The sequence below is a fragment of the Sphingobacterium sp. ML3W genome (assembly GCF_000747525.1).
Taxonomy (GTDB): Bacteria; Bacteroidota; Bacteroidia; order Sphingobacteriales; family Sphingobacteriaceae; genus Sphingobacterium.
In genome coordinates, this window is the sequence record NZ_CP009278.1 from 3,086,534 (window position 1) to 3,112,171 (window position 25,638).

Genomic DNA, 25,638 nt, shown 5'->3' on the forward strand with positions numbered 1-25,638 from the left:
TATAAAAGAATTAAAAACTTTATCATAGTGACAAACAGACAACTAATTTTAAGCAACATAATTCGTAACAATCTTATCACTTGGTAAAAAGGATTCTATGGAAATCTTAAAGTTTATTAAAAAAGCTTTAATTTGGTTATACCAAACATATCGTATAAGCCCATGGATAATAGAAGAGAATTTCTCCGAAAAGCAATTATGCTTTCGGGAGCTACTGGTTTAGTTAACGTCATGCCTATTGCTATACAAAAAGCAATGGCCATAGATCCTGCTCCTGGTAGTACTTACCTCGACGCAGAACACATCGTGATACTAATGCAAGAGAATCGATCATTTGACCATGCCTTTGGCTCTCTATCAGGGGTACGAGGTTTCAATGATCCAAGGGCTATTACACTTCCAAACAAAAATCCAGTTTGGTTCCAAACAGACGATGCTGGACACACTTACGCCCCCTTTCGACTAAATATCAAAGAGAGCAAGAGTACCTGGACAGGAGATCTTCCGCACTCAAGAGCTAGTCAAGTCGATGCCTACAACTCAGGGAAATATGACAATTGGCTGCTATCTAAAAAATCAAATAATCAAAAATATGCGGCAATGCCGCTAACTTTAGGTCATTATACCAGAGAAGACCTCCCATTTAATTATGCGATGGCGGATGCCTTCACAATCTGCGATCAGAACTTCTGCTCAGCCATGACTAGCACCACCCCTAATCGGTCCTACTTCTGGAGCGGACAGATTATGAGTACAATCGATGATTTACCCAAAGCAAATATTCGCAATGACGATTATTCATATGGTAAACATAAATGGAAAACCTTTCCAGAGCTTTTAGAAAATAACGGCATCAGCTGGAGTTTTTATCAAAACGAGGTTAGTAGTGTAGGAGGTTTCCAAGGGGAAGAACGATCATGGCTGGGTAACTTCGGCTGTAACTTACTTGAGTTTTTTGCAGCTTACAATGTTAAATTTCAAGATGGTAATATCGAGAGTTTACAGAAAAGAGTTGATACGCTTCCTGGCGAAATCAATAAACTACAAGAAGAAAGCCCTTCAAGTGACGAACGAGCACTAAAAGTACAGGCTAGTATTCGCGACAAACAGAAAGCATTAGATATAGCTCGAGACGAGCTCTCAAAATGGAATAAAAATAATTTCGAAAAACTAAGCCCTTCACAAAAGAGTCTTTTCCACCGTGCATTCGTTACCAATACTAAAGACGGGGACTACCGTAGTTTGGACAAGCTTACCTATGAGGACGATGGTGTTCAACGTGAGCTTGCCATTCCAAAAGGTGATCTATTACACCAATTCCGCACCGATGTCAATACCGGTAAGTTACCTACAGTTTCTTGGTTAGCTGGACCACAAAACTTTTCCGACCACCCTAGTGCTCCTTGGTATGGAGCATGGTATGTTTCAGAAATACTCGATATTCTTACAAAAAATCCAGAAATATGGAAAAAAACAATTTTCATCGTTACCTACGATGAAAATGACGGATATTATGACCATATCCCACCTTATTCAATTCCAGATCTTAATAAACCCGAAACCGGCAAAGTTTCAGCAGGTATAGAAACTGAATTAGAATTTGTTAGATTGGTCAACGAACTAAAACAAGGAATCCCAGAAAAGCAAGCTCGAGAAGCACCAATAGGACTTGGTTTTCGGGTACCTATGCTGATTGCTTCACCATGGAGCAGAGGAGGTAAAGTCTGTTCACAAGTGTTCGACCATACCTCGACATTACAGTTCTTGGAAGATTTCGTTAATAAGAAATACAAAAAAAGTATACACTTCGAAAACATCAGCGAATGGCGTCGAACGATCTGTGGCGATTTAACGTCAGCATTCACACCTTTCAACCCTAAGAAAGACCAAGTATCATTCATAGATCGCAATCAATTTATAGAAACCATCCATAACGCTAAATTTAAGAGTGATCCCGGAAATTTCAAAGCAATCAGCGAACAGCAAATTAGTGATGCACAAAATACTGGATCCTATAAATCCTTGATGTCACAACAAGAAGTGGGTAAACGTCCTTCAACTGCCCTCCCCTATCAATTACGCGCCGAAGGGCAGATCCTAGACAAAAACAAATTCCGTATATCCATGAAAGTAGACAACGAGATCTTCGGGAAAAACACTTCAGGATCACCTTTTACAGTTTATGTACCTGGAAGCTATACTGACACAAATGCTAAAGAAGAAACCTGTCGCAATTGGGCATTTGCAGTAAAAGCAGGTGACCAAATACAATATGAATGGCCAATTAAGGCATTCGAAAATGGCCAATATGAATTACATCTCCATGGACCTAATGGATTCTTCAGAGAGTTTAAAGGCTCTGCACAGGATCCTAACATTCAAATTAATGCGGTACCCGAATTAAAACGAGTGACGAAAATTCCCACTGGAAATATAACCCTCACGGTAACAAATATAGGTTCCCATCCCATCACAATTTCAGTGGACGACCTGAGTTATAAAAAAGGATCCTTAGCCAAGAAAACCATCTCCCCAAATGCAAGCCAGCAAATGGTGATTGATTTACAAAACAGCTTTGGCTGGTATGATTTCGCCATTACAAGCCCAAATGACAAGGTTTATTTACAACGTTTTGCTGGCCACATTGAAACTGGTAAAGAAAGTTTCACAGATCCTCTTATCAATCGATCATAAAACCCCTATTCAATACTGATATAAAGCCACAATGAGTGCTGAAGTACCCCCAAAAAGTTAGACTTTTATTGGGGGCATTTCAGCAACAATCCACACTCCTGAACACAATATGCAGTTATTCGGGAGCACTCCGACACCTCTTTTCTGATGGATCACCTATAGACCTACGTATTGAAGAAGGATTTGATTTTTTAAATGTTCGCTTAGACCCATCTGCTAACTTTTGAATAACATACCCATCCTCGATGATTAGAATAGATAAGTCTAAAACGCTATTCTTTCTATTTACGACTATAGAGGCTTCTCTTGCTATTTTACTTAATAATTGAGTTTGTTCTAATTCACCATAAAGAATGGGAAATTGAATCAGTTCTTGTGGAAAAAATTGAATTGAAATACAAAATAGGGAATTTGGAGTTAACAAACGATCCTGACTTAACACATTATTCGAAAGGTGTAAAAGTACTGGCATGGAACCGTGAAAAAATCTAAATATCGCATTGCAAATTGAAATCACGATACATGGTGAAGATAAATGATATTGCATATGATAATCCTAGTTCACCATTTACAATGTCATTATAATGTCATGAAATTATATGCGATAATTTCATGATAAATTTTAATATATCTTCATTCTATGAAGTGGTCGATTATATTATTAAGCATATTAATTATGCAATCTTGTCAAATAACTAATCTAGGTAAGAAAGATAGGCATTCATTATATATAAATACTACTATTCCAGCATACTCATCATTAGTAATTTCGACTGAAAATGCGAAGTCATTTTCATTTGAGGCTTTAGCTAAGTCCAATGGTAATATCACATTGAAAACTCATGATACCGAACTAAATATGGATCAAGATAATAAATATGCTTTAAATGTTGATGACAGTGAGAATGTAAAGTTCACAAATTCATCAAATCTTACTCGTGTTATTAAGCTGAAGATCTTCAACCATTCTGCCAGAGTAATTCAAAACATAGAGCAACTATAACCTAGTAAGGGTGGACAAACTACTGAGCGTGCTATGCCTTACTTTTTTTTGTCATACAAATTTCTATCTGCAATGAAAGCTAATATGTGAAGACGTAATCAAGGTACCCTTATCAGAATATTTTTCAATTAGTCCCGATAGTAGCCTTGATATTTATTTCTTATTTTTGGGTTTCAATCCTAATATAACATGAAAAATAAGGAGATAGAAAGGATTATTGTTGAACGATATACTACAAATTGGGCTACGGAGTTTGAAAAACTGAAATCAGTCCTTAACGATTATTTGAAAACTCTCATATATAGCATTGAGCATGTAGGTAGCACAGCTGTGCCTGGTCTTTCAGCTAAACCCATTATCGATATAGATGTTATCATCAACAATAAAGATGGATTTGATAAGATTAAAACTATCCTTGAAAAACTAGGTTATACTTATTGTGGTGAAATTGGAATTCCTGGTAGAGAAGCTTTTAAAAGAGATTCACCATTAACACCTTTTGATGGTTCGGGTTACCAATGGCATCAACATCATCTGTATGTTTGTCTTGAAAATAGTGACAGTTTAAATAATCATTTACGGTTAAGGGATTATCTGCGTACGCACCTGGAAGAAGCTCAGGAATATGGGAGATTAAAAACAGAACTAGCAGCTCGGTATCCCAATGACATAGCAAGTTATGTAGAAGCAAAAACAGCTTTCATTCTTCAGATTCTAGAAAAGGTAGGTTTCAATCAGGAAATCTTATCAAAAATCGAACTGCAAAATAAAGCCCTTAAACCAGAGGCAAAATAGTTCAAATATACCAATCCATAAATCCCTGTTTTCAGCCATATTAAGCAAAGATGAATAATAATATCTTTGTTAAAAAGAAACAAAAAAATGAAAACTATATTTCGATTCTTCATTTCATCCATGGTTATTACTTTTGTTGGGTGTAATCCGCGAAACAAAGCGTCTGAAACTAATAAAGTAGAAGCTGTGGTTACGCAAAAAAACATAGCATTAACCGATTTCAAAAAGATTAAAGGTGTAGATAATGTACAAGATGTACCGTTTCAATTATTTACCAAGCTTGATTCTATTCAGTTTTTTGTGGCTCCCAATAAAGATTCGGCTCACCTAAAAATTGCTTATAATAAGCTCGATAATTATTATGGATTTAAAGAATTTGATGACTTCTATTCGATTCATTATAGCATTAGTAATAATATTTCGAATAGCATTGAAGCTTTTGTTTTGAAGTCAGAATTCACCGCAGCATTTGACTTGACTTTACAGGGTGTAAATCTTTATGAGATCAGAAGCAGCGTATTGAAAAAGTCACAAGATTTTGAAAATAAATCATTCAGTAAATTCGGAACGATAACAGAAGTGTCAGAACAAGAATTTAAAACAGCTTCTAAAAATCGAGCCGATGAAGTTTTAGTGAAAAATCCGCAAGTAAAACTGCAAGATGGAAACTGGGTGTATACTGAAAACGCAAAAGAAATCATGATTGTACAACATGAGAATATCATTACAGAAGATGGAATTTTATCCAATGAATATATAGGACAGTCTCCTTCCCTTGATTTAGAGGTTTTCAAAGAAAGCTCAGCAGAAGCATACGATATGTATTATTCGTTTTATAATGTAAAACCCGAAGCAAATTTCAAAACATTTACCGGTGGTTATCCACAAGTTATCCCGAGTAAAAAATGGATTTCCTATGTCAATTCAAATAATAGTGTAGGAAGTGATTTTGCAATCAACAAATACTCGGAGCAAGTCTCTGATCAAGAAGACCTGTTGTATATAAACTTTACTAACTTCAAAATTGCAGACCAGACAAAAGCTTTTTGGGCGGATAATGAAACCTTTTATGCCGAAGTTTATCCTACAAATTCAGCTCCATCAAATGGGAAAAAGCAAAAGCCTGCTTTCATAAAAATTCAGTTGAAAGCTACCCTACTTTAATTAAGGATTCTTCTCAATAGCAATAGTATCACTTAAACTATGTTAGTGAGATAATTAGATTATAATGCCTATAAGAAATCCCTTCTTACGAGTGGATTCCTATTAAAGAGCGTCTATCATCTTCTTTTTTATTTCAATTTATTTAGTTTCCTGCGGCTGGCTTTTGTTAAAGATAAAGTAATTAAATAGCAATATAGATGCCGCACGTTTTGCTTTTGTGTTTGCGGGAGTAAGGTAGACTTCAATCTCACTATTTTTGAGCAATCCATTTTTATCCCAGGATAGATTCTTACCCGAACTGTTTATAATAGTTCCATCCTCTTTAATTATTGAAATTACATTTCCCTCTGCGTCAGTAAATGTTTCACCTGTCATCTTAGCTAGTAGGTTACCCTTACTATCTTTTAACTCGCCATTTGTTGAAAGCACTCCAACTTCCTTCCCTATTGCAGATAAATGTCCTTTTTCATTCATTGTTAATGCATCTTTGGTAATTGCATCTCCAATTGCAATTTTTTCCAACACTAAAGTAGTGACACTCGTATCACCGACTAGGGAAGTTTCTTCTTTTGGCTGGATTACGACTGCTTTATTATCAATGGCTCCATTGCTAGATAAAAAAATAAAGAGTAAACCAGTGCTCGCTAAAGTGGTGAAAATTCTTTTCATAATCATAAACTCGGTTAATGCTTACTCTATACAGTTTTCAGCTACCCTGTTTTATTTCAAACCCTAATATACAAATTATCAAAGAATTAACACAAGTTACTATTACATTATTTATATTCCCCAATAGTTGTTTTTTTTCATTGGTAATGTTACGTACTAACCTTTAAATAAAACCATGATTCTGCATACGAAAAGCGTCAACCGAATATTCTCTGGTGTTACTAAATTTTCAGAATCATTAGTAAAGAACAATTCGCCGTGTGACAATCTTAAAATTTTGTTTTCTATCGTATTTCAAGAAGTTACACCATCGGTTTATTACAGAACATCGCTTACAGAAGTACATATGCTTTTTTGCCCACTGAAATAAGATATTCACTCTATTTAAAAAATGAAACCCTTTATCAATGTCATTTTACAGAAAAATAATCTCACTAATCTTCTTACAAAGATTGAACAACACTTTCTCCAAAATTTACAGTCCAAATTGTACTTAAAAGAACTTAGGGTTTTATAAATATTGGGATTGGCTTAACACCTTGACCGGTCGACTTGATTTATTAGTTAGCATTCCATAAAAAAGAGCATCTAAGATGATGCTCTTTTTTATGGAGAAAATATAATTAATTTTATCCAGCTAAAGCTTCTTTTACAACAGATGCAAGTGGAGTAGTTGGACGACCTATCAAAGCAGAAAGCTGTTTTTCATTATTATACAAATCATCGTTTGCCGCTCCAGTATCAAAACTTGCAATAGCTGTGGCTAATGCTTCTGGTAAACCAGCTCCAATTAAAGCTGCTGCATAATCTGATTCACTTAAATTTTTATATGGAATAACTTTTCCTGTTTGATTTGATACCTCAGCCGCTAAATCTGTTAAAGTATAAGCCTCATCACCAGCTAATTCATAGATCTTATTTTGTTGATCCAAACTGGTTAAGACAACTGCTGCCGCTTCGGCATAATCAACTCTTGCAGCAGATGATATCTTACCCTGTGCTGCGCTCCCAATTAAAGCTCCGTTTTGCAAAGCTGCAGGAATAGAAGCAGTGTAGTTTTCAGTATACCAGCCGTTACGTAAGATAGTAAATGCTATTCCAGATAATTTTAGAGTTTCCTCAGTCAATAGGTGCTCGTTTGCCAATACCAATGAAGAAGTATCGGCATGTAAAAGACTCGTGTAAACAATCCATTCTACCCCTGCGTCTTTTGCAGCCTTAATCACATTCTCATGCTGAGTCTGACGTTGTCCAATTTCATTTCCAGATATTAATAATAAATGATTGACCCCTTTTAAAGAATCGGTCAAAGTCTCTGGCTTATTATAGTCAAACAAACGTGATTCAATACCGAGATCAGCAGCCTTTTGAGTGTCGCGAACTAGCGCAATTAAATTGTCGCTTGCAGTTTTTTCTTTTAATTTCTCTACAACTAGACGTCCTAGATGACCAGTTGCACCTGTAATTCCTATTTTCATAAATTCTATATTGTAATAATTATTGTTACATTTAAAGCCAAAAAAATTAGCGGAACTTCTTTGCGAAGTTTTCCAATGTCAACCCTTTTAACGCGTTAATAACCAATTGATCTGTGTCCGAAAACAACTTATCCAATTCCTTATTGATCTGTTTACCAACGGGACACTGAGGATTTGTATTCAAATTCTTTTTACCCAGTACTTCAGTATTCTTGACTGCCACATAAATATCTGCTAATGAAATCTCACTACTCGATTTGTTTAAACGTGAACCTCCCTCCTTGCCTTTACGTCCTATAACAAACCCAGCATCTTGCAACGTACTCAATTCTTTCCTCACCATAGCTGCATTGATATTAATACTACCCGCAATCCAATCCGAGTTCACCCAATCTTCGCCGCTATCGGCTAATAAAGTAAGTATGTGTAGGGCCGTTGAAAATCTTGTATTGTTCATATCGATACAAATGTAAAAACATAACTTTCAATTGTAATGCTTTTCATTACAATTGAAAATAATATGACATTTTAAATATAATTCACGTAAAACAGAGATAAATTCAAGAAAAATAACTCCATGCGCTTTTAATTTCTTTATTACTGATCAAGTTGGTTATAGGCCTTACCCAAAAAACTGAAAATAGAATATGTACAAGAATCGAATGACCTGTTCACCGTCTACATGAAGTATAAAATATAAAGGGCGACCTTAATATGGTGTTTAATAATCAAACAAAACAGCAAGTTGGACGACAGCCGTGCACAAAAATCTATGCAAACGGAATGGTGAAAAAGGAAAACGAAAATCAGAAATGCATATATCTCTTATAATATCCCTGATTCTAGGGGTATTGTAAGAGAACAATTCTCTGTAATTTTGAAGTACAGAGAATTGATTCTCCTATTCATATTCAAGTAGATGTTAAAAAATATTTTCAGCACGATTATGGCAACATTAACCCTTGCTGCTTGTGCACAAGAATCTGCTATTACTACCTCTAAAACAGGTATTGAGTTGGTTCCATACCTAACGAAAAACAACACATACACGTATGTAGATAAAGATTTAAACCCAGTCATAAATGAGACGTTTTCTTATGCGACTCCCTTTACGAAGACAGGATTTGCCATAGTTGGAAATCTAGATCAAGCATCAGCAATCATCGACAGCAAAGGAAAAACCATTAGTCCCTACACGCATAGCAACATCTACATGAATGAGGTAAGTGGCTATACCTTACTCATAAGCGAAACTTCTTTTGATAAAAAACTTCCATTTTGGAAATGGGATTGGAATATCATGAGTTCTGACATCAAAAAAACGGTTCCGTATAAACACCTAGAAGTTCGTGTACTCGAAACGGGTCAACTCCTGTTTGATAAAAAACTTGCAGATCAAGACGATGATTACAACTTTATAATTCATCCTATAGATGACAATCATTTTGTATGGAACGGAGATCTTTATAAAATTGCTAACAAAAAATTCAAGATTGTAAAACACCATATTGAAGAGGTATTGGACAAAGGGCGATACATCCCAGTTTCCAAGAACAAATTTGAAATTTGGGAGAGCAAAACCAAGCAACCAATTTTAAGTAATTTAACGGGTAAAACAGCTATAGCCGTAACCCTAAATAATAAAGAAGTGCTTTTAGATTCCATTAATCAAGATCGCTTTGCACCTGTAGTACCCAAAATACTTTACGACGCAAAAACATGCAACACTTACATTTATCCGCAATACGATAAAGCTTTTCCAAAACAAATTCAAATCAACACGAAGGAACACGAATCGTTTTTAAAAGAAACTTCGCTGATTTATTCGGTCAATAATTCCCCTTATTTTATCCTGGGAAAGTTCAATTACGATCACGATGTTTGGAGATACGATTGGTTGTACTTGGATGATGAAGGAAATGTTCACGATCAAATTCCTGTTATGGATTTCTTTATTACCGATCAAGTGGGTTATAACCTTTGGCCTGATGCATCGATGCTCATCCCATTAGAAAACATAGAAAAAGACTGGCAATTAAATAAAATCAAATATGTGCAAGAATCGGATGATCTATTCATCATCTTACTCAAGCATGAAACCGAAAAGATAGAAAAAAAGGGTTTATGGAACCGTAACACCCAACAATGGGACATTGAGCCCAACAATACCGACATCAGTATTTTGGATATGAAGCGTCATCTCTACGCGGTGCAAAAAGAAAAAGCGGGTGATTATATCATTTATAACAACCAAACGAAACAGCAAGTAGGACAAAAGGCTTACGCAAGTATCTATGCTAATGGCATGGTAAGGAAGAAAAATGATGCGCAAAAAGACCAGTATTTTTACATCGATTTAGAAACTGGAAAAGAATACAAGGAACAAAAGGACATGAACGATTTTAAGAACATCCATCCCACGATTCTCCAGAGGGGAATTGTTTTAGCCAAAAAAAAAGCTGAAGACCATTACAGCGATAAATTTACCTATGCCTTACCCAACTGGGCGATGCTTACGGGTAATCCAGAAATGATAGCAGCAGTTCAAATTTATGGAAATGAAGGTATCCAAGTCACACTACAGCGTGTAGATTTTAAAGTTGATTTTAATAATGAAGCATCTATCCAGCGGTACGTAAACCATTTGAATAAGCAAATGAAAACAACATTGCCGTTACTGGGCTATGTGTTGTTCTATAAAAATGTGTTAATCATGCAAAAAGATCCAAATTACGGTTTAGCCTTGAGTGCTTTTGAAGCATCAGAGATAACTCGTTACAACAGCGACAACACAACACCCAATATTTCTTTTATCACCTTAACCAAAGATTTGGAAATGGTGGAATCTACAGTCGAGTTAAGAAAAGATGCATAAAAAAAATATTTTAAAACTGCGGCAGCACTAAACGAAAGACTGATTGAAGATATGGGATACTGTATCGCATCAGATAGAATTACGCTCGATGGTTTAAAAGTTGGCTATATGTATCGCGAATATCCGGATAATGAACAAGACAGCGGTTGGAGGTTTTTTGCTGGAGACGAAGATGAAGAATACACAAACTATCCAAATAAGACAGGCATTTTCGATGTGAATACGCTGGCGCATTATGACCCAGATATCATATCGTATTTAGATGCTATGTACGGATTGGCTTTTGGAAGGAATGACAACAATCAATTTGAAGAAGAATCATTTGATGGTGAAGGATTATCATAAATTTCAAAAATAAAATACTATGTATGATATAGAAGTTTTATGGCATGGGGTAAAAATTATTATTCATTATCGAATTTATGATGAAATTTCAAAATCTAAAGTTCAAACAACCACAGGTCTTGAAAAGTTGTGCACTTTCACACGGCATCATAACGGTTATATACGGGAAATCGCCATTTTAGCATTGATTCAAAAATTTCCAACGCAAAGCATCCCTTTTGTCGTACAGCTATTGGCAGAATATGTCGTTGAAATAGCTATTTCCATCATCAAAGTAATTACAACAAAACAGCGCCAGGAAATTCAAGAATTTTTAAAAGAGAATCCTAAACATGCACAAACTATTAGCAGTAAAATTGCCAGCTATTGGGATTGTTATTACAAATGGAACTATTTCAAATTGAAAGATTACCCAGCGTATAAATTATTAAACAATGAGTAAAGTAATTAAATATAAAGAAGGAGACCTTCTGTCCATTCCACTGACCAACAGTAGAAAAGCTATTTGTAAGATTATTCTTGCCCCAAAAGGAAGGTTAAAACAAGTTATTGGTTGTACTGTTATTGGTGTACAGCAAAGTGTTGATTTGGAGGCGCTAGCGAATCAAGAATTTATTCCCATACGCTCAAATCCAAGAAACACAAAAAGTTTTTTTACCGGAAATCAACTCGTAAAAAATGGAACTTGGCCAATCATTGGGACCTCCTTATTGAGTGATACAGAATTATCGTTGCAATGGTTTACGTACGCTTGCCAATTGTACCATAACGAAGAATTAATTCGCAATGCCAATGAGGAAGATTATAAAATTTACTCCCATTTAGAAGTTATGGGATTTGTGCTTGTAGACCAAATATTGACACAATGTTAAAGATCCATCTTCCCCACCCAAACCCTTTGGAATTCAATAATATAATATTTTTCATTTCTTAGCTCCAATTGAAGATTTTGAAAGTTTTGCGCATGAATACGCAATACTGGATTTCAATTTTAGGCTTACTATTTTCTAAAGGAATTAAATTATATTATCCAAAATATTTGAAGAATCTTGAAAGAAAAAGTAATGCTATTTACTAAAAAGTTAAATGCGAATAAAAGCTAAATTAAAATATATTGATGCGTTATGAATAAATCCAATTTCAAAAAAATAATTCTAAAAAAAATTAATAAAGGAGATTTGTTCTCATTTTTAATGAACGATTCATTTTATTATGGTCGAATTTTAAATAATAATTTTTTAGGGCTTATCTCCATAATTTATAAAACAACAACTAAACATTTGAAGATGGATATAGATTTTTTCGCTGATTCATATTATGAACCTCCTATGATATTAGATGGATATAGTCTATTTCAATTAAAATCTGAAGGTGATTGGGGTATAATATCCTCCAACGCTGACTATGAAATTCCTGAAAAATTATTAAATTATATATTTACCAATGTGTATGAGAATTTAAATGGACCATTGCATGGAATGGATATAAATGGCAATAATTTAACATGTAATCCTACAGATACCAATCTAAAAATTGCAGATAATGCGATTTATGGAGATTATGATGTAGCAGAATATCTTAAAAGTATTTAAACATGAAATTCCCACAACACTGGCAAAATTTTTTCAAAGATTTTCAGCAACAATTCAATACAGAAATTATTTATGATGTCGTTCGAGTATTTAAAAATAAAGAAGAAATCGAAGAACGTTACACTACTTATGAGTTTGAAGAATATTTGCCTAACTATATTCCTATTGCCGATGATTCGGGCGGTCAAGTAGCTGTAATTTCTAAAAATGAAAAGGATACTAAAGTCTATTTAACTTCTTACGGAACGTTGATAGAAGCTGAGCTCAAAATATTAGATCGAAATTTAATGCATTTTATGTCAAGAAAATTTCCTTTTGGAAGTGAAAAATATGAAGACAATCAATCTTTAGAAGAACAACAAAATTTTTATCAATTCGAGAATGAGAAATTGTCTTTAAAAGTGAGCCAATTTCCAGCACTGATCGAGTTTTTCAAAAATACAAGTGAAATTGAGAATTTATGTCTTCCAGAAAATTATCCCAAATTAGAAACCATTTTTAATTTTCAAAATGGTTATACTTATAATTCAGTAACGAATACGTTTTTATACGGAGAAAAAGAGGGTGATTTTAAAGAAAATTGGTTAGTGATTGCAACGAATAATTTTGCTGATCCCTTTTTCATAGATTTTGATGACGTTCAACAAAATTTTCCGGTTTATTTTGCCTATCATGGTGCTGGAAAATGGTCACCAATTAAGGTTTCCGCGTCCTTAGAAAATTTTCAACACATTTTAAATGTATTATATCAGCATCGCTTTAATAAAGAAGAATTAATAAAAATTGTAGAAAATGAAATCAGATCGTCTAATGAATTTTGGGAAGAAGTGCATGAAAGTGTTCTGAATCAGTCTGAAAGAACAGCAGAAGAGCAAGCCCAGAAATATGTGGAAACAGATTGGCGAGAAGCAGAATTGTACATCACACAAGTGGGGCCCAACAAACTGAAAATTGTGTCTTTGCTGAAAGAAAACTTCAAACTATCAGGTGCTGAAGCTTTACAAATGAGCAAACAAGAACGTATATTTTTTCGCAAAAACTATTTGAAATGGATAGAAAAAGATATTCAACAATTAGAAAATTTAGGTGTAACAGTGGAAGTGGTAAACGTATGATAAAAAATTTAAACTACAATTACCACGATGCAATTCGAGAAACGATTTCATTACAACACACTGATTTACTGTTAACAATTTCTTTGTATCCTATTTACTATCGCAATCAGCAACAAGTACAATTGATGATAAGTGGAATTACCAATATCATCAATTGCGAAAAATGGGTTTCGGAAGTAATTTCAATCTGTCAGGAAGAAAATGAAGCATCATTAGGAGCTAGAATTAATGAAATTTATTTAGATAAAAACAATAAAAATCAACTTCTCGTTTCAATCGATTATATCAAAACGGTAAAACTCAATTTTGAATATTTTAAAGAAATTTTAAAACCAACAACATGCTCATAAAACATCACGATGATTTTTTCGTTCAATGGGAAACTGTTTTTGTTGTAAATGATCATTTAAACTTAGGTATTTTCAATTTTTGGATTGATGATAAAGCATATCCTGCTGCAGGAATTAATATCACATTGAATTCACTCTTTTACGAATTAGTTTCTGAAATTCCAATGATTGAAACTCTAAAATTGGACATAGGAAATCTTCCCATCGATGAAATTGATTTTGATAATTATGAAGACAATAATTTGGTTTGGATAAACTCTGGCGAATTATTTCAATACGGTTTTGCATTAATTATTGGATTTAATGGAAATACAGAACGGATATTTTTTACCAAAGATTTTGAAAAAACGTATGATGAAATCGTTCTTCCCAAAGGAACATTTTTGCAAATATTGAAAGACTTAAGTCAACATTCCTTCAAGAAAAATAACTGAATTTAAGCATAAATAAAAGACGAAATGGAAACTCGAAAAATAGAATGCAGTTTACACGGTAAACAAGAAATAGGTTTGCTTTGTACACAACTTGCGCATAGCTTATTAAATCAAATAAAAGTAGGTTTTCATGAATTCGACAATGCCGATTTAGGTCGTCCAGATGCTTGGTGCGATGCTTGTAATGAACAGTTAAAATCAGTTAAAACAGATAAAGAACAAGAAGAATGGTTTCTGAACAAATGGATGCCTATGCATCTTACGTTTCCAAACTTAGAGTAAGCTCACCAGATAGATATAAAATGCATAAAGACTTAAAGTTAATGGAATTAGCCTTAAGTCCCAGCATTAATTATGATTACTTCGACTATCATGTAGATTGGATGTTCGAAGTAGGAAATAAAGAAGGTTTCAGTAATCAAAAATTAGATCAATTGATTGATGAAACGATTGATGAAATTTATAATTAAAGCGAATGAATAAATTGTACGATATCTTCAATGAAGGATTGAAAGAAAATGCATTCTTTATTTATTCTTTAGTGGCGAGATTTTTTTCAACCATGAAAAGCTTAAAGGCACTTATTATACTCCTAGCATTAATTTTATCCGCTTCGGCCTTTGCGCAGACGGTAGATCATCAACCTACACCCATAAAGACCACTATAAATAGTATTATTGGCGTCGACCATGATTTCAACTTTATTATTCTTGTTGAACAAAATAATGCTTATTGCTTAAGTCTAAAATCAGCGGATAAGCTTGAAACAAGAGATAACACCATCTATTTAAGGAGCCCTGATAATCTATATAGCTCCTTTACCTTTAGTATTAGCCATTCGCAATTACATATTTCCCTTCCCCCTGAACGTCAGCAGGAATTAGAAATAAAAACCTACAAAATTTTAAGTGACGACATTGAGTCCATCGTATTTGACCTGTTTATAGATACACCCGAAAAATTGAATACCGTAATGGCCAACCAGAAGACCCTTCCTTATCAGTTTCACTTCCTGCTGAGTTCATATTACGCATTTGAGATCCCTTATGTAGAAAACATCAATAACCTATTTATAAGGACGATGCTGGCGGATAGCAATTATGAACTGGCAAAGGAAGTTTACAAAAAGTTTTACAGCCCACAAGATGCCAATATCTATTTTGATATGGAGCTAGACAGCTCTATCGACAATATGTTGATTCATGCCATTGAAGCGGAGGATATAGCATTCCTTAGCAGCATACCTGACTCATATTTTGAAAATTATATCCAGCTTAATACGAATATAAGCCTCTCCTACTTAGGCTATGCCGTCCTTCAGCGTAAGAAAAAAGCGATGATATTTCTTAGCAAAAAGCCAGCGCAACCCGAATACATACTTATCGATACCGCTAGAAATAAAAAGTATACCTATACGAATCTTCCAGAACTTGTGCGCGACGAGGATGCCGTACTCGATTATTATGAGATCCTATACAAGAAAAGAAACTATTAATTCAAGTACATACAACATCAATTTAAAAAATATGGATTTAAAGTATTTTAAAAATTTAATTAAAAAAGTAGAAAGTTTAGGCGAAGAACCTGAATTTTATGGGAAAGTTGATCAATCGGAAATTAAGCAAGTTGAAAGCGCACTTGATTTAAAATTTGATAAAGAACTTACATCTTATTTAAAAGAATTTGGTGGTGCTGGAATTCCTGACAGTTTAAATACCAATGGAATAATTCCGCAAGAAGCTCTTTCAGATAATCTATACACAATATATGGCGCAACCATCTATGCCCGCGATAATCATGCTTTGCCTTCAAATTATTTGGTACTAGATGCTGAATTCCCAGATAAATGTTGGGTGTTAGAATGTTCAGCTTTAGATTCAAACCCCGTATTTGCGTACAATTGTATCAGTCCTAAAACTGAAGGTAAAATTTATAACTCATTTCAAGAATATCTTATTACAGAATGGGAGCAGTTTCTTGAAGAATATGAAGATTAAAATATAGTAAATGGTGAAAAATGATCCAAAACTAATTTCTTTAGAAATTCCTATTCATTGGAAGATTAAGCACCATCAATGTTTCGAAACTAATGATGCTTTTCTGCCAGAAGATTTATTTCTGGATAGCTATGAATAATGGAAAACCCCTTATAAATGAAAGATAAAAGAATTGATTTAAGCTTTATTGCCATAGAAAAACAAGAAAACGAAACTGTTAAAACATTGTTCAAAGAAGTAGGTATTCATGCTTCTGACCGAGATGGCAGAACACTCCTGCTAAATGCGAGTTGTTACCATAATCTTGAGCTAGTAAAATTTGCTGTAGAAAATGGCGCCAATATCAACCATCAAGATAAATTAGGTTTTACAGCCTTGCATTTTGCTGTACAAGAACAGCATGTAGAAAGCATAACCTATTTATTGCTGCACAAAATCGAAATAGATAGGCAAGATAAATACGGAAATTCAGCTCTTTGGCGTGCCGTGATGAATGATGTTTCTATAGAAATTATTGCTATTTTAATAAATAATGGCGCTAATCCAAATCTTCAAAATAATAGCGAAGTCTCTCCTATTGATTTGGTTGATGAAGATAACCTAGAAATGCTACAGTTATTTAATCTTTAGAACCATCCACAAAATACCAAGGTTCTTGATAATCGGAACTTATTTTTAATTCAAACAAATCAACCACAGAGATTTCAACACTTAAGCTAAATAAATTTTTGAAAATAAAGGATAATCTCGACTAAAATATAGCACATGAAATCAATACACATCTTATCAATTATAGCCTTATGCGCAGTCTCTTGTACTAACATCAATAAAGAGCAGCAACCGAAGTCGGGTATGGATTCTGTAAAAACAAATTCAACTCAAGCCTTTAAAACTGAAAATCAAGCCGCTAAATCGGAAAGTAAACTAATTTACGAAAAAGATGCCGTCAAAGAAGAAATAGCGAATGATGACGACCTTACGAAAGCCTACATTTTGCTTAGCAAGGGAGATAGCACAGTTTATCTGCAATCTAATATCCGCAAAGATCATCAAATTTATGGCTATCAAAAACCTGATATCAACTCTAAAAAAATGATTCTTTTTTCAGTTTTTACTTCAGATGTCGACAAAAATCCCCATCAGTTGCCTTTGGGAGCTTATTATGAAACTTCGGGTTTGGTGCATCAGGGGTTTAAATTAAATTACACAAAAACAGTGGGAAATTTTATCGAAACAAGTTTTACAGACGCTACTGATATTGGCGAGGATTTGGTCTACTTCGAAAAGGAAGATATCATCATTGAATAATTAAATGAAACAGCGGAATTTAAAAAAAACGGTAGTAAAGAAGCAAATTTTTATAGGCGATGAAAGTGAAACATCTAGATAAAGAGTTAAAAAAAAGGAAATTAAAATGAAAAATCACTTTGTAATGGGGTATCAACGTATCGTATTAATACCTATAATAATACAATCCATTCGTTGAGTTGTATATTACAAACCTTGAGGAAAACGAATTTAGAAAATAGCGAACATTATTGGAGCACACAAAAACGAATCAAAAGTTGTTTTATTTATTTTTGTGCCATAAAGCGAAGTAACCCACAATTATCCCAATATGCATATGAAATTTGTATTACTACTGATCTTCATCTTTATAAATAACTTTTCTTTCGGGCAGAAAGCAAAAGACTATTTAATTTCATATACAGATACTACGACAGCAAAAGAATTGATTGGGTATAAAGATCCATCGGGGAACATAATAATAAAAGCCCAATATACCCACGTTTATACAGACACCTTATACAAGATGGCAATTGTTCTTAAAGATGGAGAATGGATTGGCATTGACAGATCTGAAAATGTGATCCTGAAACCTTTTATTTACGACAACGGTCCCGATTATCTGGAAGAAGGATTATTTAGGTTTGTTGACAACGACAAAATTGGCTTTGCTACTATTGATGGAGAGATCGTGATAGCAGCAAAATATGACTTTGTAACTCCATTTGAAAATGGAGTTTCGAAATTTACCATCGGAGGGTATAAAAAATATGATAAGGGAGGCGAGCATTGGCACTGGTCAGATGGCTATGAAAGCGGTTTTGTCAATCATGCTGGACAAGAATTTTGGGAAGCGACTGCGCTAAAAGGCAATAAGCGTGAAGCTTGGACAAAAGACGACAAACACGTTGTGCTTAATAAGCTGGGACAAATAATTAAACAATTGAAATGAATTAAATTATGTCGGTATTCAGCCACCAATCCATCTTCCCAATTGAAACACCAATCACAGACCCCAATTCAAAAGCCAAGTCCAAATAATAATCAAAATAGAATTTGATAAGCAGGCACTAACATATTATTCCTTATTTGATCAAAAAATTCCGTAAAAGAATCTGCAACAAGCACCACTTCTTCATATTCAGGTTCTTCTCCAAAATACACCTTTCCAAAATTATCTTCCGAAACCCCCAAAGCAAAAAATGAATATGCCTTTTTCACAGAAAGCACAATCGGTAAGTGAGCATCCCAAAACGATTGGATCAAACGTTGGTTTTCTAAATCCCCTTCAAAAACTGCCAAAGATTGCAACTCAAACTCATTCCATGGAAAAGCCCCATCAAGCACCTCTCCATTAAAATCTGAAATGCACGTAAACCAAGTCGTGTCATCCACATTTGTCACTAATGAATAAGTATTCAGAAAATCCATAAAATCAGCAGGTAACGTAGGATATCTCTTCAAAAAAGCAGCATTTAGCACCGCGTTTTGATTTGTCTTCATAATTAAATGGGAATAATCCATCATAAAACTTCGTTTAATTTAATATTTAATTCCATGCTTTTCTATTGGGTATACAACTCAATATTTAATATACACCTTCCACACCTCCATACTTCGATAGAAGTTGTGCTGTCAAGGAGTTTGACTGTTTTTCGTATCTCAAACGAAAGGCATCTAAAAACGGACTGCCAAGGATGCGCTCGTAACTGCTATTCACGATATCATAACCTTCGTCCACGTATTCAACAAACACAGTGAACTCAGGAATTTCATCATCAAATACACCCTCTTGTTTTAACTCGGCCAACGAATCGATTAAAAGTTGATCATATTCGATTCTCAATTGACCATATTCCTCATCCGATGCGCCTTCCAAATAAGTCGAAAGCTCCTCATAATAAACATCTTGATGATCAGCACTCAACTCCATTTCAGAAGCCAACCAAAAGGTTGAATAATAGGTGTCATCTTCTTCAAATTGTTGTTTTAAATACGGAATAGTAGAACCCGCAGCAAAATACTGTCCCTCTATATCCTCCACACGTCCTAGGGAAAATACATAAAGTGTAGCAGCACCAGCTTGTTTTTTAATGTCCAAAAACTCTTTTCGGATACTTACCTTAAGACGCTCTTTAAGTGGTTGTAATGATTTCATATTTAATTTATTATAATAGACCTTTTCCTATTTAAAAGAATTTTGAGAATAAACCTGGTTTCTTCCAGGTCTTTTTGTACTCATCTGCCAGAGCAGCATGATCACTATAACCCAATACACGGTCAAGACGTTGATGTGCTTGCTTCAAATCGCCACTGATATATAAAGCATTTGCTACTAATAGATGAACTTCTTCGGACGTATCATCATAGCCCCACTCTTCCCTCTCATAAATATGCGCTAATTTATTGGAGTACCTAAGTAAAGGTTCAATTTGATTTTCAGCTGCAAATAATTTGATACCATATAGCAACCATTGTAGATATTCCGGTGCGTCAAATGTTTCTTCACAAAACAAATCATGCGCTGTAAAAAAGTCAATTCCTACTGGATACTCCTCCATCAAATAATGACTTTTCATGATCATATATAACGTTTTTGCTTTATCAAAGGCATTAATAATAAATTCCTTCTTATTGGCTAAGTATAATCGAGCTGTATGGTTTACATTCTTGTAGTCGTCCAGTTCATTGTAAATTTGCATCAGCACATAGGGTGGATGTGGTTCGTGCGGATACTGGTCGGCAATATGATTATAATAAGCGACCTTAACCTCTTGTGATTCATCTTCATAAATATCGTAAAGGATTCCTTCTACAGCATTTTTCGCGGCTTCATAATCTCTAAAATCATAATCGGAAATATCTGGATTCACGACATAGTGATGATAGATTTCAGTTAACAAATCCTGTGCTTCATCAACACTATTTTCAGTCTCACCTAAGGCATTCTTGACAATTAAATAATCTGCTTGGTGTTTTAGATATAGATAAAAGTTTGAATCTTCTGCCGTATAAATACGAAAGAATCTTGTTAACGCAGCTTTTGCATCGACATAATCTTCTTGTTTAATTAACGCATCTAATAAGGTATGATGGAGTTCTTCAAATTCACTATGTTGCAAGCCAATAGTTGTCACATCGATGGCAGTTCTATAACATTCATGTTTAATAAGTATTGCACCATAATTATTGCAGCACATGGCCCAATTGTGTCTGGTACCTAAATAATCACTTTCATAACTATCCTCTTCAAAATACGCCTGAAAAGCATGAAAAGATTGTTCATAGAGACCCGATAACATCGCTTGAAACAACGTAAGATCCTCCGGATCTGTAATTTGTTCTGCAATAAATTCGCTGAGTTCAACGCCGTCATTGTAAAGGTCTCGAGGTAAATCTTCAAATGTTGGCAGTTCCAAATCAATAGCTCCCGTTGCTAAATACTTGGACACAAAATAACGTCTCCAGGTTGTGGATGTTGTTTTAAGCTCAATTGCTTTGCTCAGGAGTGGTAATGCTTCTGCGTGGCGTGCTTCTTCATGTAAATAAGTTCCCGCAAAATGATACGGAGAAAATTTATCGGAATACGTATCAATCAGCCTAAGCGCGTGATGATAATAAAAATCGGCTTTTAAATGCAACCGTTCAAAATGATTACGCTCAACGATTAGCTGGAAATAAAACACGTCATCATCAACAAGTCCATTCTTAATCAGTTTATCAAAACGTTGGTGCCATTTCACTAGGCCATCCAAAACATCGTCTTCATCATTTGCACCTCTGATCAATTTTAATAAAATTGCTTTTGCCAAGGCTATATCTTCATTTTCGAAAGCTATTTCTGCAAGATATAGGTAGTCGCTATCATTGGCGCTGGCAAATTGCTGTATATGATTTGCTATAACCTTTACGATTTCATCGGAAGCTATTAATTTCTTTTCCTGTAGCAGATAAATCTTCTTCATCAGATAAATTGAATTAAACTGATCCCGCTGCTCTCTATCTGCTGTATAATGTGTGGTAAAGAAAGACATTCCTTCGTCCAATGTTTTCAAAATAGAGGCAGTTTCTCCGGCAGATTCATAAATCCTAATTAAGAAATCAAAACCAGACGTTGCATGGCTAGGATCTTGGATTAAACGTTGCGCATAACCGATATAATCGTTACTATTTTCGGACGTAATGTGTCTTTTGGAAAGATTAATATAAGCTAAATTATAATCATTATTCAATGTATAACTTAGCATATGTTGTAGTGCTTCTGAATTTTCGGGCTCGAGACTTATTATTTTCTTAAGATAAGGAACCGTAAATTGATTCATCGCGTCATATACAAGCTCTGGATGACCAGGGTGAACATAATCGTGATGTGCAACGGCCATTAAAAACAATACTGCTGTATCGTCAGGATGATTTTCAAGATGTTGCTCTCCTCCTTCGATACATTGTGCTAAATCACCTCTAGTATATAAATCTTCTAACTCCGCTATGTTCATTCGTATCTAATTTGTTTGAATAATGATTTGACATTTAAAATATCATAAACAAAGTTAGTGAATAAACAGCTTTCAAAAAATCCCCAGTTTCAGCTACTATTTTAAAAAGCGAATCTTCTTATCTTTGATGTAGCGGATAATTTTCACCCGAATAAATTGTTTTTTAAAGGTGATACAGCTATCATCAGTGATTTATCATTGTAGCTTACAATTTTTTGTAACTCATGATGGTTTCATACGAATAAATATTAATCAGTGTTTGTTTTTTAAAGGTGATTTAGCTATCATGAGTAATTTATTCATTGCAGTTAGTGAAATCTTGCCACTCATGACGGTTTCAGTTAAAATAAGAAATTATGTATTACTACTATTGCAATTCATTAGGAAACAGGCCACGATATTACTTCCATACCTTTTTGATTTCTCTAATGATCGGTTGTGGAACAAGTAATGCGCAAACAAATTCGGTAGCAGCAGTTTCACCGAAATACAGCTTACAGAAAGACACAATTCAAATTCGAGAAACATTTAATAAAGAGGATCTTACTGTAAACGAGTATCTGACGGGGAGATTGAAACCCATCAGAGCCAATTTCAAAAGAATCAACAGCATCGCTAACTGGACGTCCATCATCACCGAAGACATATGGGAATCGACCGAAGGTGGTGTTGCCAAATATTATTATCTAAATGGAACATTAGAAAAAATATTGAGTAGACATTTAGGAGAAACCGGCCAACTATTGACCGAATATTATTTACAAGACGGACAACTTTCATTTGTGTTTGAGAAATCATACCAATATAACAGACCCATATATCAAGACGCTACATTAATGAAAGAACTAGGTGATACTGAAATATTTGATATGGCAAAATCTCAAATAACAGAAGATCGTAATTACTTTGAAAACGGAGAACTTATACATCAATTTAGCAACCTTGATTGTGGTGCACCATTCGCATCCGACTATTTACTGCAAGAGCAGAAAAGAATAAATGAAGATTTTAATAGGTTGATGAAATAAAAAAAAATAATGAATATTATGACCGACCACGGTAGGGATACAAATGTGACGTTTGCACCAGCTGGGGAGCTGTTCAAAATAGTTTACATGCTGATCAAAAGGGTGTCTCTAAAGCTCTTCAAACATAAGGTGATTGTTTGTTATCAAGAGGAGAATTAGATGTTTATTAAACGAAGAATTTTAGATGCCATTAGTGATTACGAAAATAATACAGAAGGTTGGTATTATTTACCCAGTCCTAAAAAAAGTTGGGAGCTTGAAACTAAAGGAATATTTGTAGATGATAAATATGGAGAACATCAAGAAGAAGTACAAAAAAAACACCCAATTGACTAAAACAAGAAAGACCATAGGAATAATAACTACAATCATCTTGACAACTTTGTTAGGGCTGTCCTACTATTCCCTTGAAAACTTTTTTTACAGCGACTTTGGCTGTGGGTGTAGTTCGACTTGTATTGGTTATTATCCCGTTTTGACTTCAAAACTTATTGGATATGGTTTGTTATTCGGTTCCACTGTTTTGTTCATTGCAAGTATTTGGAAGTTCAAAGGGCTTTCAAAATTATGGACAATTCCTGCCATGATAATTTTCGGACTCGCGTTTTACGGAAATGGATATATGATTTTTAATAAAGGAGGTTGTGGCTATTCATTAAATCAAGCAACGTTTTTCATAAATCAGACAAAACTTGGAGACTTTGCTAAAGAGGACGCAGAAACAATAAACCTTGACAGTTTAAAAGACGGAAAACTAAGAGGAAAATTATTAGGCTACTCTATCAAGGGAAAAGAATTGACAGCTTTTAGAATTGGAGAAGAACCATTAAAAATTAAGACAAGTTTTCTGTTTTGGAAAGTACGTAACAATTTAATAATAAATAACATTTCTTATGGACTAAATACTTTCCAAAATTTTGAAGCAGAAAATGTAAAGGGTCATTATGAGTTCATTGGTGGACAAGGAATGACAGAAAAAGACTTTTTGGACGAGTTTGTATTAATACAAAAGGAATTATCAAGTAAAATAAAGAACAAAAAAATAATAAATAACAGTGACGGGACAACGAGATTTATATTTGAGAAAGAGTGACCAATAAGAAGCCTGAACCGTTATGTGCCACCTAAAACCTCTAAAATGAAACAAGTTCTACTATGACTTTAATCAATTAGATGCTATAAAAAACCACAAGCTATCGTTTCAACGACTTTAAAAATCAAAATTTGCCACTGAAACAAGGATTGTAAATCCGAGCAATCCAAACGTTGATTTGCTGGCTCTATCCATTAGATTATAATTTTTTTTCGAAATTCATTTACATATAAAAATATGATGATCAAGTTTAATGAATGAACAGCTTTCAAAAAATCCCCGGTTTCAGCTACTAATTTAAAAAGCGAATCTTCTTATCTTTGATACAACAGAAAACTTCTGTTAGAAAATGAATTTATGCAATCAGATATTATTAATTGGACTTTAATGAAAAACAAACCGACCTATTTCGGCTTATCATTTGTATTTTTTTTCATGATCAATTGTCAGACAAGCAAAGCTCAAGAAATATTAACTTCCAATGTTGATACGGTTGTAACTCATCAGTTAATAGGCAAAAACAGGTATTATTATGAAGATGAAATGGGTGAGTTCTTCGGATTAAAAGACGGTGATGATCATATTTTGACACCTGCTATCTATTATAGCATGACATTTTTTAAGGATAATGTTGCTATTGTAACAAATAAAAAAGGAAAATATGGAGCTATTGATTTAAATGGTATTGAAATCATGCCTTTAAAATACAATTATCTAAGTTACGACAGTAACCCTAATCAATATATATTCAGCGAAAACGGGAAATATGGCTTGATTGTAGACGGTAACATTGTTATTCAACCTAGGTATGATATGCTAACCTTTATAATCGATGAACTCGCTACTTTTACTATAAATGAAAAGTCAGGATTAATAAACCAAAAGGGAGAAATTGTAGTGCCAGCTAAATTCGAAAATATAGAAGAAAATACAAATGAATTATTCACAGTTGTAGAAAATGGACATATCAGTCTTTATGATATAAAAACATTAAAGCCGTTAGCTTCAAACTATGATTACATGAATATTCAAACTAATGACCAATTGATTTTAGCTATGAAAGATGGAAAATATGGATACTTAAATAAACTAGGAATGGTCGTTATTCCTTGTAAATATACCTACGCCTCTGTTTTTACCGACGGCACTGCTTCCGTGGCTCTAGATGAAGATATGAATGACTTACACCAGATAGACATCAATGGTCTTCGTTATGAATAATC

General features: G+C 34.1%; 29 protein-coding genes. 22 read left to right on the forward strand and 7 right to left on the reverse strand.

Going from position 1 to position 25,638, the window contains the following annotated elements; genetic code table 11:
• The first annotated feature begins 162 nt into the window (after positions 1-162).
• Positions 163-2,694 (forward strand): phosphocholine-specific phospholipase C, encoded by a 2,532-nt coding sequence (locus KO02_RS13160; protein WP_038698984.1) that lies wholly within the window; start codon positions 163-165, stop codon positions 2,692-2,694.
• 115 nt (positions 2,695-2,809) lie between these two features.
• On the opposite strand, the gene KO02_RS13165 is transcribed toward KO02_RS13160, so the two are convergent.
• On the reverse strand, positions 2,810-3,166 hold the full coding sequence (locus KO02_RS13165) for a hypothetical protein (RefSeq protein WP_038698985.1): 357 nt from the start codon (positions 3,164-3,166) through the stop codon (positions 2,810-2,812).
• A 720-nt stretch (positions 3,167-3,886) separates the two neighbouring features.
• Here KO02_RS13165 and KO02_RS13175 point away from each other — a divergent pair.
• Both KO02_RS13175 and KO02_RS13180 read left to right on the forward strand, forming a co-directional pair.
• Positions 3,887-4,492, forward strand: a complete 606-nt coding sequence (locus KO02_RS13175; protein ID WP_038698988.1) for a GrpB family protein — start codon at positions 3,887-3,889, stop codon at positions 4,490-4,492.
• Between the two features lie 87 nt (positions 4,493-4,579).
• A complete protein-coding gene (locus KO02_RS13180) occupies positions 4,580-5,656 on the forward strand; it encodes a hypothetical protein (RefSeq protein ID WP_038698989.1) in 1,077 nt (358 codons plus the stop codon).
• 138 nt (positions 5,657-5,794) lie between these two features.
• Here KO02_RS13180 and KO02_RS13185 read toward each other — a convergent pair whose 3' ends face one another.
• From KO02_RS13185 to KO02_RS13195, 3 genes are all read right to left on the reverse strand, one after another.
• Positions 5,795-6,325, reverse strand: coding sequence for a hypothetical protein (locus KO02_RS13185; RefSeq protein ID WP_038698990.1), 531 nt, complete (start codon positions 6,323-6,325; stop codon positions 5,795-5,797).
• 629 nt (positions 6,326-6,954) lie between these two features.
• Positions 6,955-7,803 carry an SDR family oxidoreductase gene (locus tag KO02_RS13190; RefSeq protein WP_038698991.1) on the reverse strand — a complete coding sequence of 283 codons (849 nt, stop codon included), beginning with the start codon at positions 7,801-7,803 and terminating at the stop codon, positions 6,955-6,957.
• A gap of 46 nt (positions 7,804-7,849) precedes the next feature.
• Positions 7,850-8,260, reverse strand: a complete 411-nt coding sequence (locus KO02_RS13195; protein ID WP_038698992.1) for an Rrf2 family transcriptional regulator — start codon at positions 8,258-8,260, stop codon at positions 7,850-7,852.
• Positions 8,261-8,749: 489 nt separating this feature from the next.
• Between KO02_RS13195 and KO02_RS13200 the strand changes: the two genes are divergently transcribed.
• The 15 genes from KO02_RS13200 (at position 8,750) to KO02_RS13265 (ending at position 18,750) form a co-directional block, all read left to right on the forward strand.
• Positions 8,750-10,678 (forward strand): hypothetical protein, encoded by a 1,929-nt coding sequence (locus KO02_RS13200; protein ID WP_144243324.1) that lies wholly within the window; start codon positions 8,750-8,752, stop codon positions 10,676-10,678.
• 51 nt (positions 10,679-10,729) lie between these two features.
• Positions 10,730-11,023: a DUF2185 domain-containing protein gene (locus tag KO02_RS13205; RefSeq protein WP_051959930.1), complete on the forward strand. Its 294-nt coding sequence runs from the start codon at positions 10,730-10,732 to the stop codon at positions 11,021-11,023.
• A gap of 19 nt (positions 11,024-11,042) precedes the next feature.
• Positions 11,043-11,465 (forward strand): hypothetical protein, encoded by a 423-nt coding sequence (locus tag KO02_RS13210; RefSeq protein WP_051959931.1) that lies wholly within the window; start codon positions 11,043-11,045, stop codon positions 11,463-11,465.
• Positions 11,458-11,895, forward strand: coding sequence for an Imm26 family immunity protein (locus KO02_RS13215; protein ID WP_038698999.1), 438 nt, complete (start codon positions 11,458-11,460; stop codon positions 11,893-11,895). The genes KO02_RS13210 and KO02_RS13215 overlap by 8 nt, the downstream gene beginning before the upstream one ends.
• 252 nt (positions 11,896-12,147) lie before the next feature.
• A complete protein-coding gene (locus KO02_RS13220; protein WP_038699001.1) occupies positions 12,148-12,615 on the forward strand; it encodes a hypothetical protein in 468 nt (155 codons plus the stop codon).
• A gap of 2 nt (positions 12,616-12,617) precedes the next feature.
• Complete coding sequence (locus KO02_RS22865; protein ID WP_051959932.1) at positions 12,618-13,730, forward strand: SMI1/KNR4 family protein; 1,113 nt, start codon at positions 12,618-12,620, stop codon at positions 13,728-13,730.
• Positions 13,727-14,080, forward strand: a complete 354-nt coding sequence (locus tag KO02_RS13230) for a hypothetical protein (protein WP_038699002.1) — start codon at positions 13,727-13,729, stop codon at positions 14,078-14,080. Before KO02_RS22865 ends, KO02_RS13230 begins: the two co-directional genes overlap by 4 nt.
• Positions 14,071-14,514 (forward strand): Imm42 family immunity protein, encoded by a 444-nt coding sequence (locus KO02_RS13235; protein WP_038699003.1) that lies wholly within the window; start codon positions 14,071-14,073, stop codon positions 14,512-14,514. The genes KO02_RS13230 and KO02_RS13235 overlap by 10 nt, the downstream gene beginning before the upstream one ends.
• Positions 14,515-14,538: 24 nt before the next feature.
• Entirely contained in the window at positions 14,539-14,796 is a 258-nt protein-coding gene (locus KO02_RS13240; protein WP_051959933.1) for a hypothetical protein, read from the forward strand.
• Positions 14,797-14,816: 20 nt separating this feature from the next.
• Positions 14,817-14,984, forward strand: a complete 168-nt coding sequence (locus KO02_RS23810) for a hypothetical protein (RefSeq protein ID WP_158500292.1) — start codon at positions 14,817-14,819, stop codon at positions 14,982-14,984.
• A 5-nt stretch (positions 14,985-14,989) separates the two neighbouring features.
• Positions 14,990-16,009, forward strand: a complete 1,020-nt coding sequence (locus tag KO02_RS13245) for a hypothetical protein (RefSeq protein ID WP_038699005.1) — start codon at positions 14,990-14,992, stop codon at positions 16,007-16,009.
• Positions 16,010-16,040: 31 nt separating this feature from the next.
• Positions 16,041-16,511, forward strand: a complete 471-nt coding sequence (locus KO02_RS13250; RefSeq protein WP_158500293.1) for an SMI1/KNR4 family protein — start codon at positions 16,041-16,043, stop codon at positions 16,509-16,511.
• 156 nt (positions 16,512-16,667) lie between these two features.
• Positions 16,668-17,141: an ankyrin repeat domain-containing protein gene (locus tag KO02_RS13255; RefSeq protein ID WP_038699009.1), complete on the forward strand. Its 474-nt coding sequence runs from the start codon at positions 16,668-16,670 to the stop codon at positions 17,139-17,141.
• Between the two features lie 135 nt (positions 17,142-17,276).
• On the forward strand, positions 17,277-17,819 hold the full coding sequence (locus KO02_RS13260; protein ID WP_038699011.1) for a hypothetical protein: 543 nt from the start codon (positions 17,277-17,279) through the stop codon (positions 17,817-17,819).
• A gap of 316 nt (positions 17,820-18,135) precedes the next feature.
• Positions 18,136-18,750: a WG repeat-containing protein gene (locus KO02_RS13265; RefSeq protein ID WP_158500294.1), complete on the forward strand. Its 615-nt coding sequence runs from the start codon at positions 18,136-18,138 to the stop codon at positions 18,748-18,750.
• Positions 18,751-18,842: 92 nt separating this feature from the next.
• On the opposite strand, the gene KO02_RS13270 is transcribed toward KO02_RS13265, so the two are convergent.
• The 3 genes from KO02_RS13270 to KO02_RS13280 form a co-directional block, all read right to left on the reverse strand.
• The gene (locus tag KO02_RS13270; RefSeq protein ID WP_051959934.1) at positions 18,843-19,301 is read right to left on the reverse strand and encodes a hypothetical protein; all 459 of its coding nucleotides are present in this window, start codon (positions 19,299-19,301) and stop codon (positions 18,843-18,845) included.
• A gap of 85 nt (positions 19,302-19,386) precedes the next feature.
• Complete coding sequence (locus KO02_RS13275; protein WP_038699015.1) at positions 19,387-19,956, reverse strand: DUF4303 domain-containing protein; 570 nt, start codon at positions 19,954-19,956, stop codon at positions 19,387-19,389.
• A 31-nt stretch (positions 19,957-19,987) separates the two neighbouring features.
• The gene (locus tag KO02_RS13280) at positions 19,988-22,294 is read right to left on the reverse strand and encodes a tetratricopeptide repeat protein (RefSeq protein WP_051959935.1); all 2,307 of its coding nucleotides are present in this window, start codon (positions 22,292-22,294) and stop codon (positions 19,988-19,990) included.
• A gap of 356 nt (positions 22,295-22,650) precedes the next feature.
• Between KO02_RS13280 and KO02_RS13285 the strand changes: the two genes are divergently transcribed.
• From KO02_RS13285 to KO02_RS13295, 4 genes are all read left to right on the forward strand, one after another.
• Complete coding sequence (locus KO02_RS13285; protein WP_051959936.1) at positions 22,651-23,322, forward strand: hypothetical protein; 672 nt, start codon at positions 22,651-22,653, stop codon at positions 23,320-23,322.
• A 159-nt stretch (positions 23,323-23,481) separates the two neighbouring features.
• A complete protein-coding gene (locus KO02_RS23815; protein WP_158500295.1) occupies positions 23,482-23,658 on the forward strand; it encodes a hypothetical protein in 177 nt (58 codons plus the stop codon).
• Entirely contained in the window at positions 23,651-24,415 is a 765-nt protein-coding gene (locus KO02_RS13290) for a hypothetical protein (protein WP_144243325.1), read from the forward strand. Before KO02_RS23815 ends, KO02_RS13290 begins: the two co-directional genes overlap by 8 nt.
• A 357-nt stretch (positions 24,416-24,772) precedes the next feature.
• Positions 24,773-25,636, forward strand: coding sequence for a WG repeat-containing protein (locus KO02_RS13295; protein ID WP_038699019.1), 864 nt, complete (start codon positions 24,773-24,775; stop codon positions 25,634-25,636).
• Positions 25,637-25,638 lie beyond the last annotated feature (2 nt).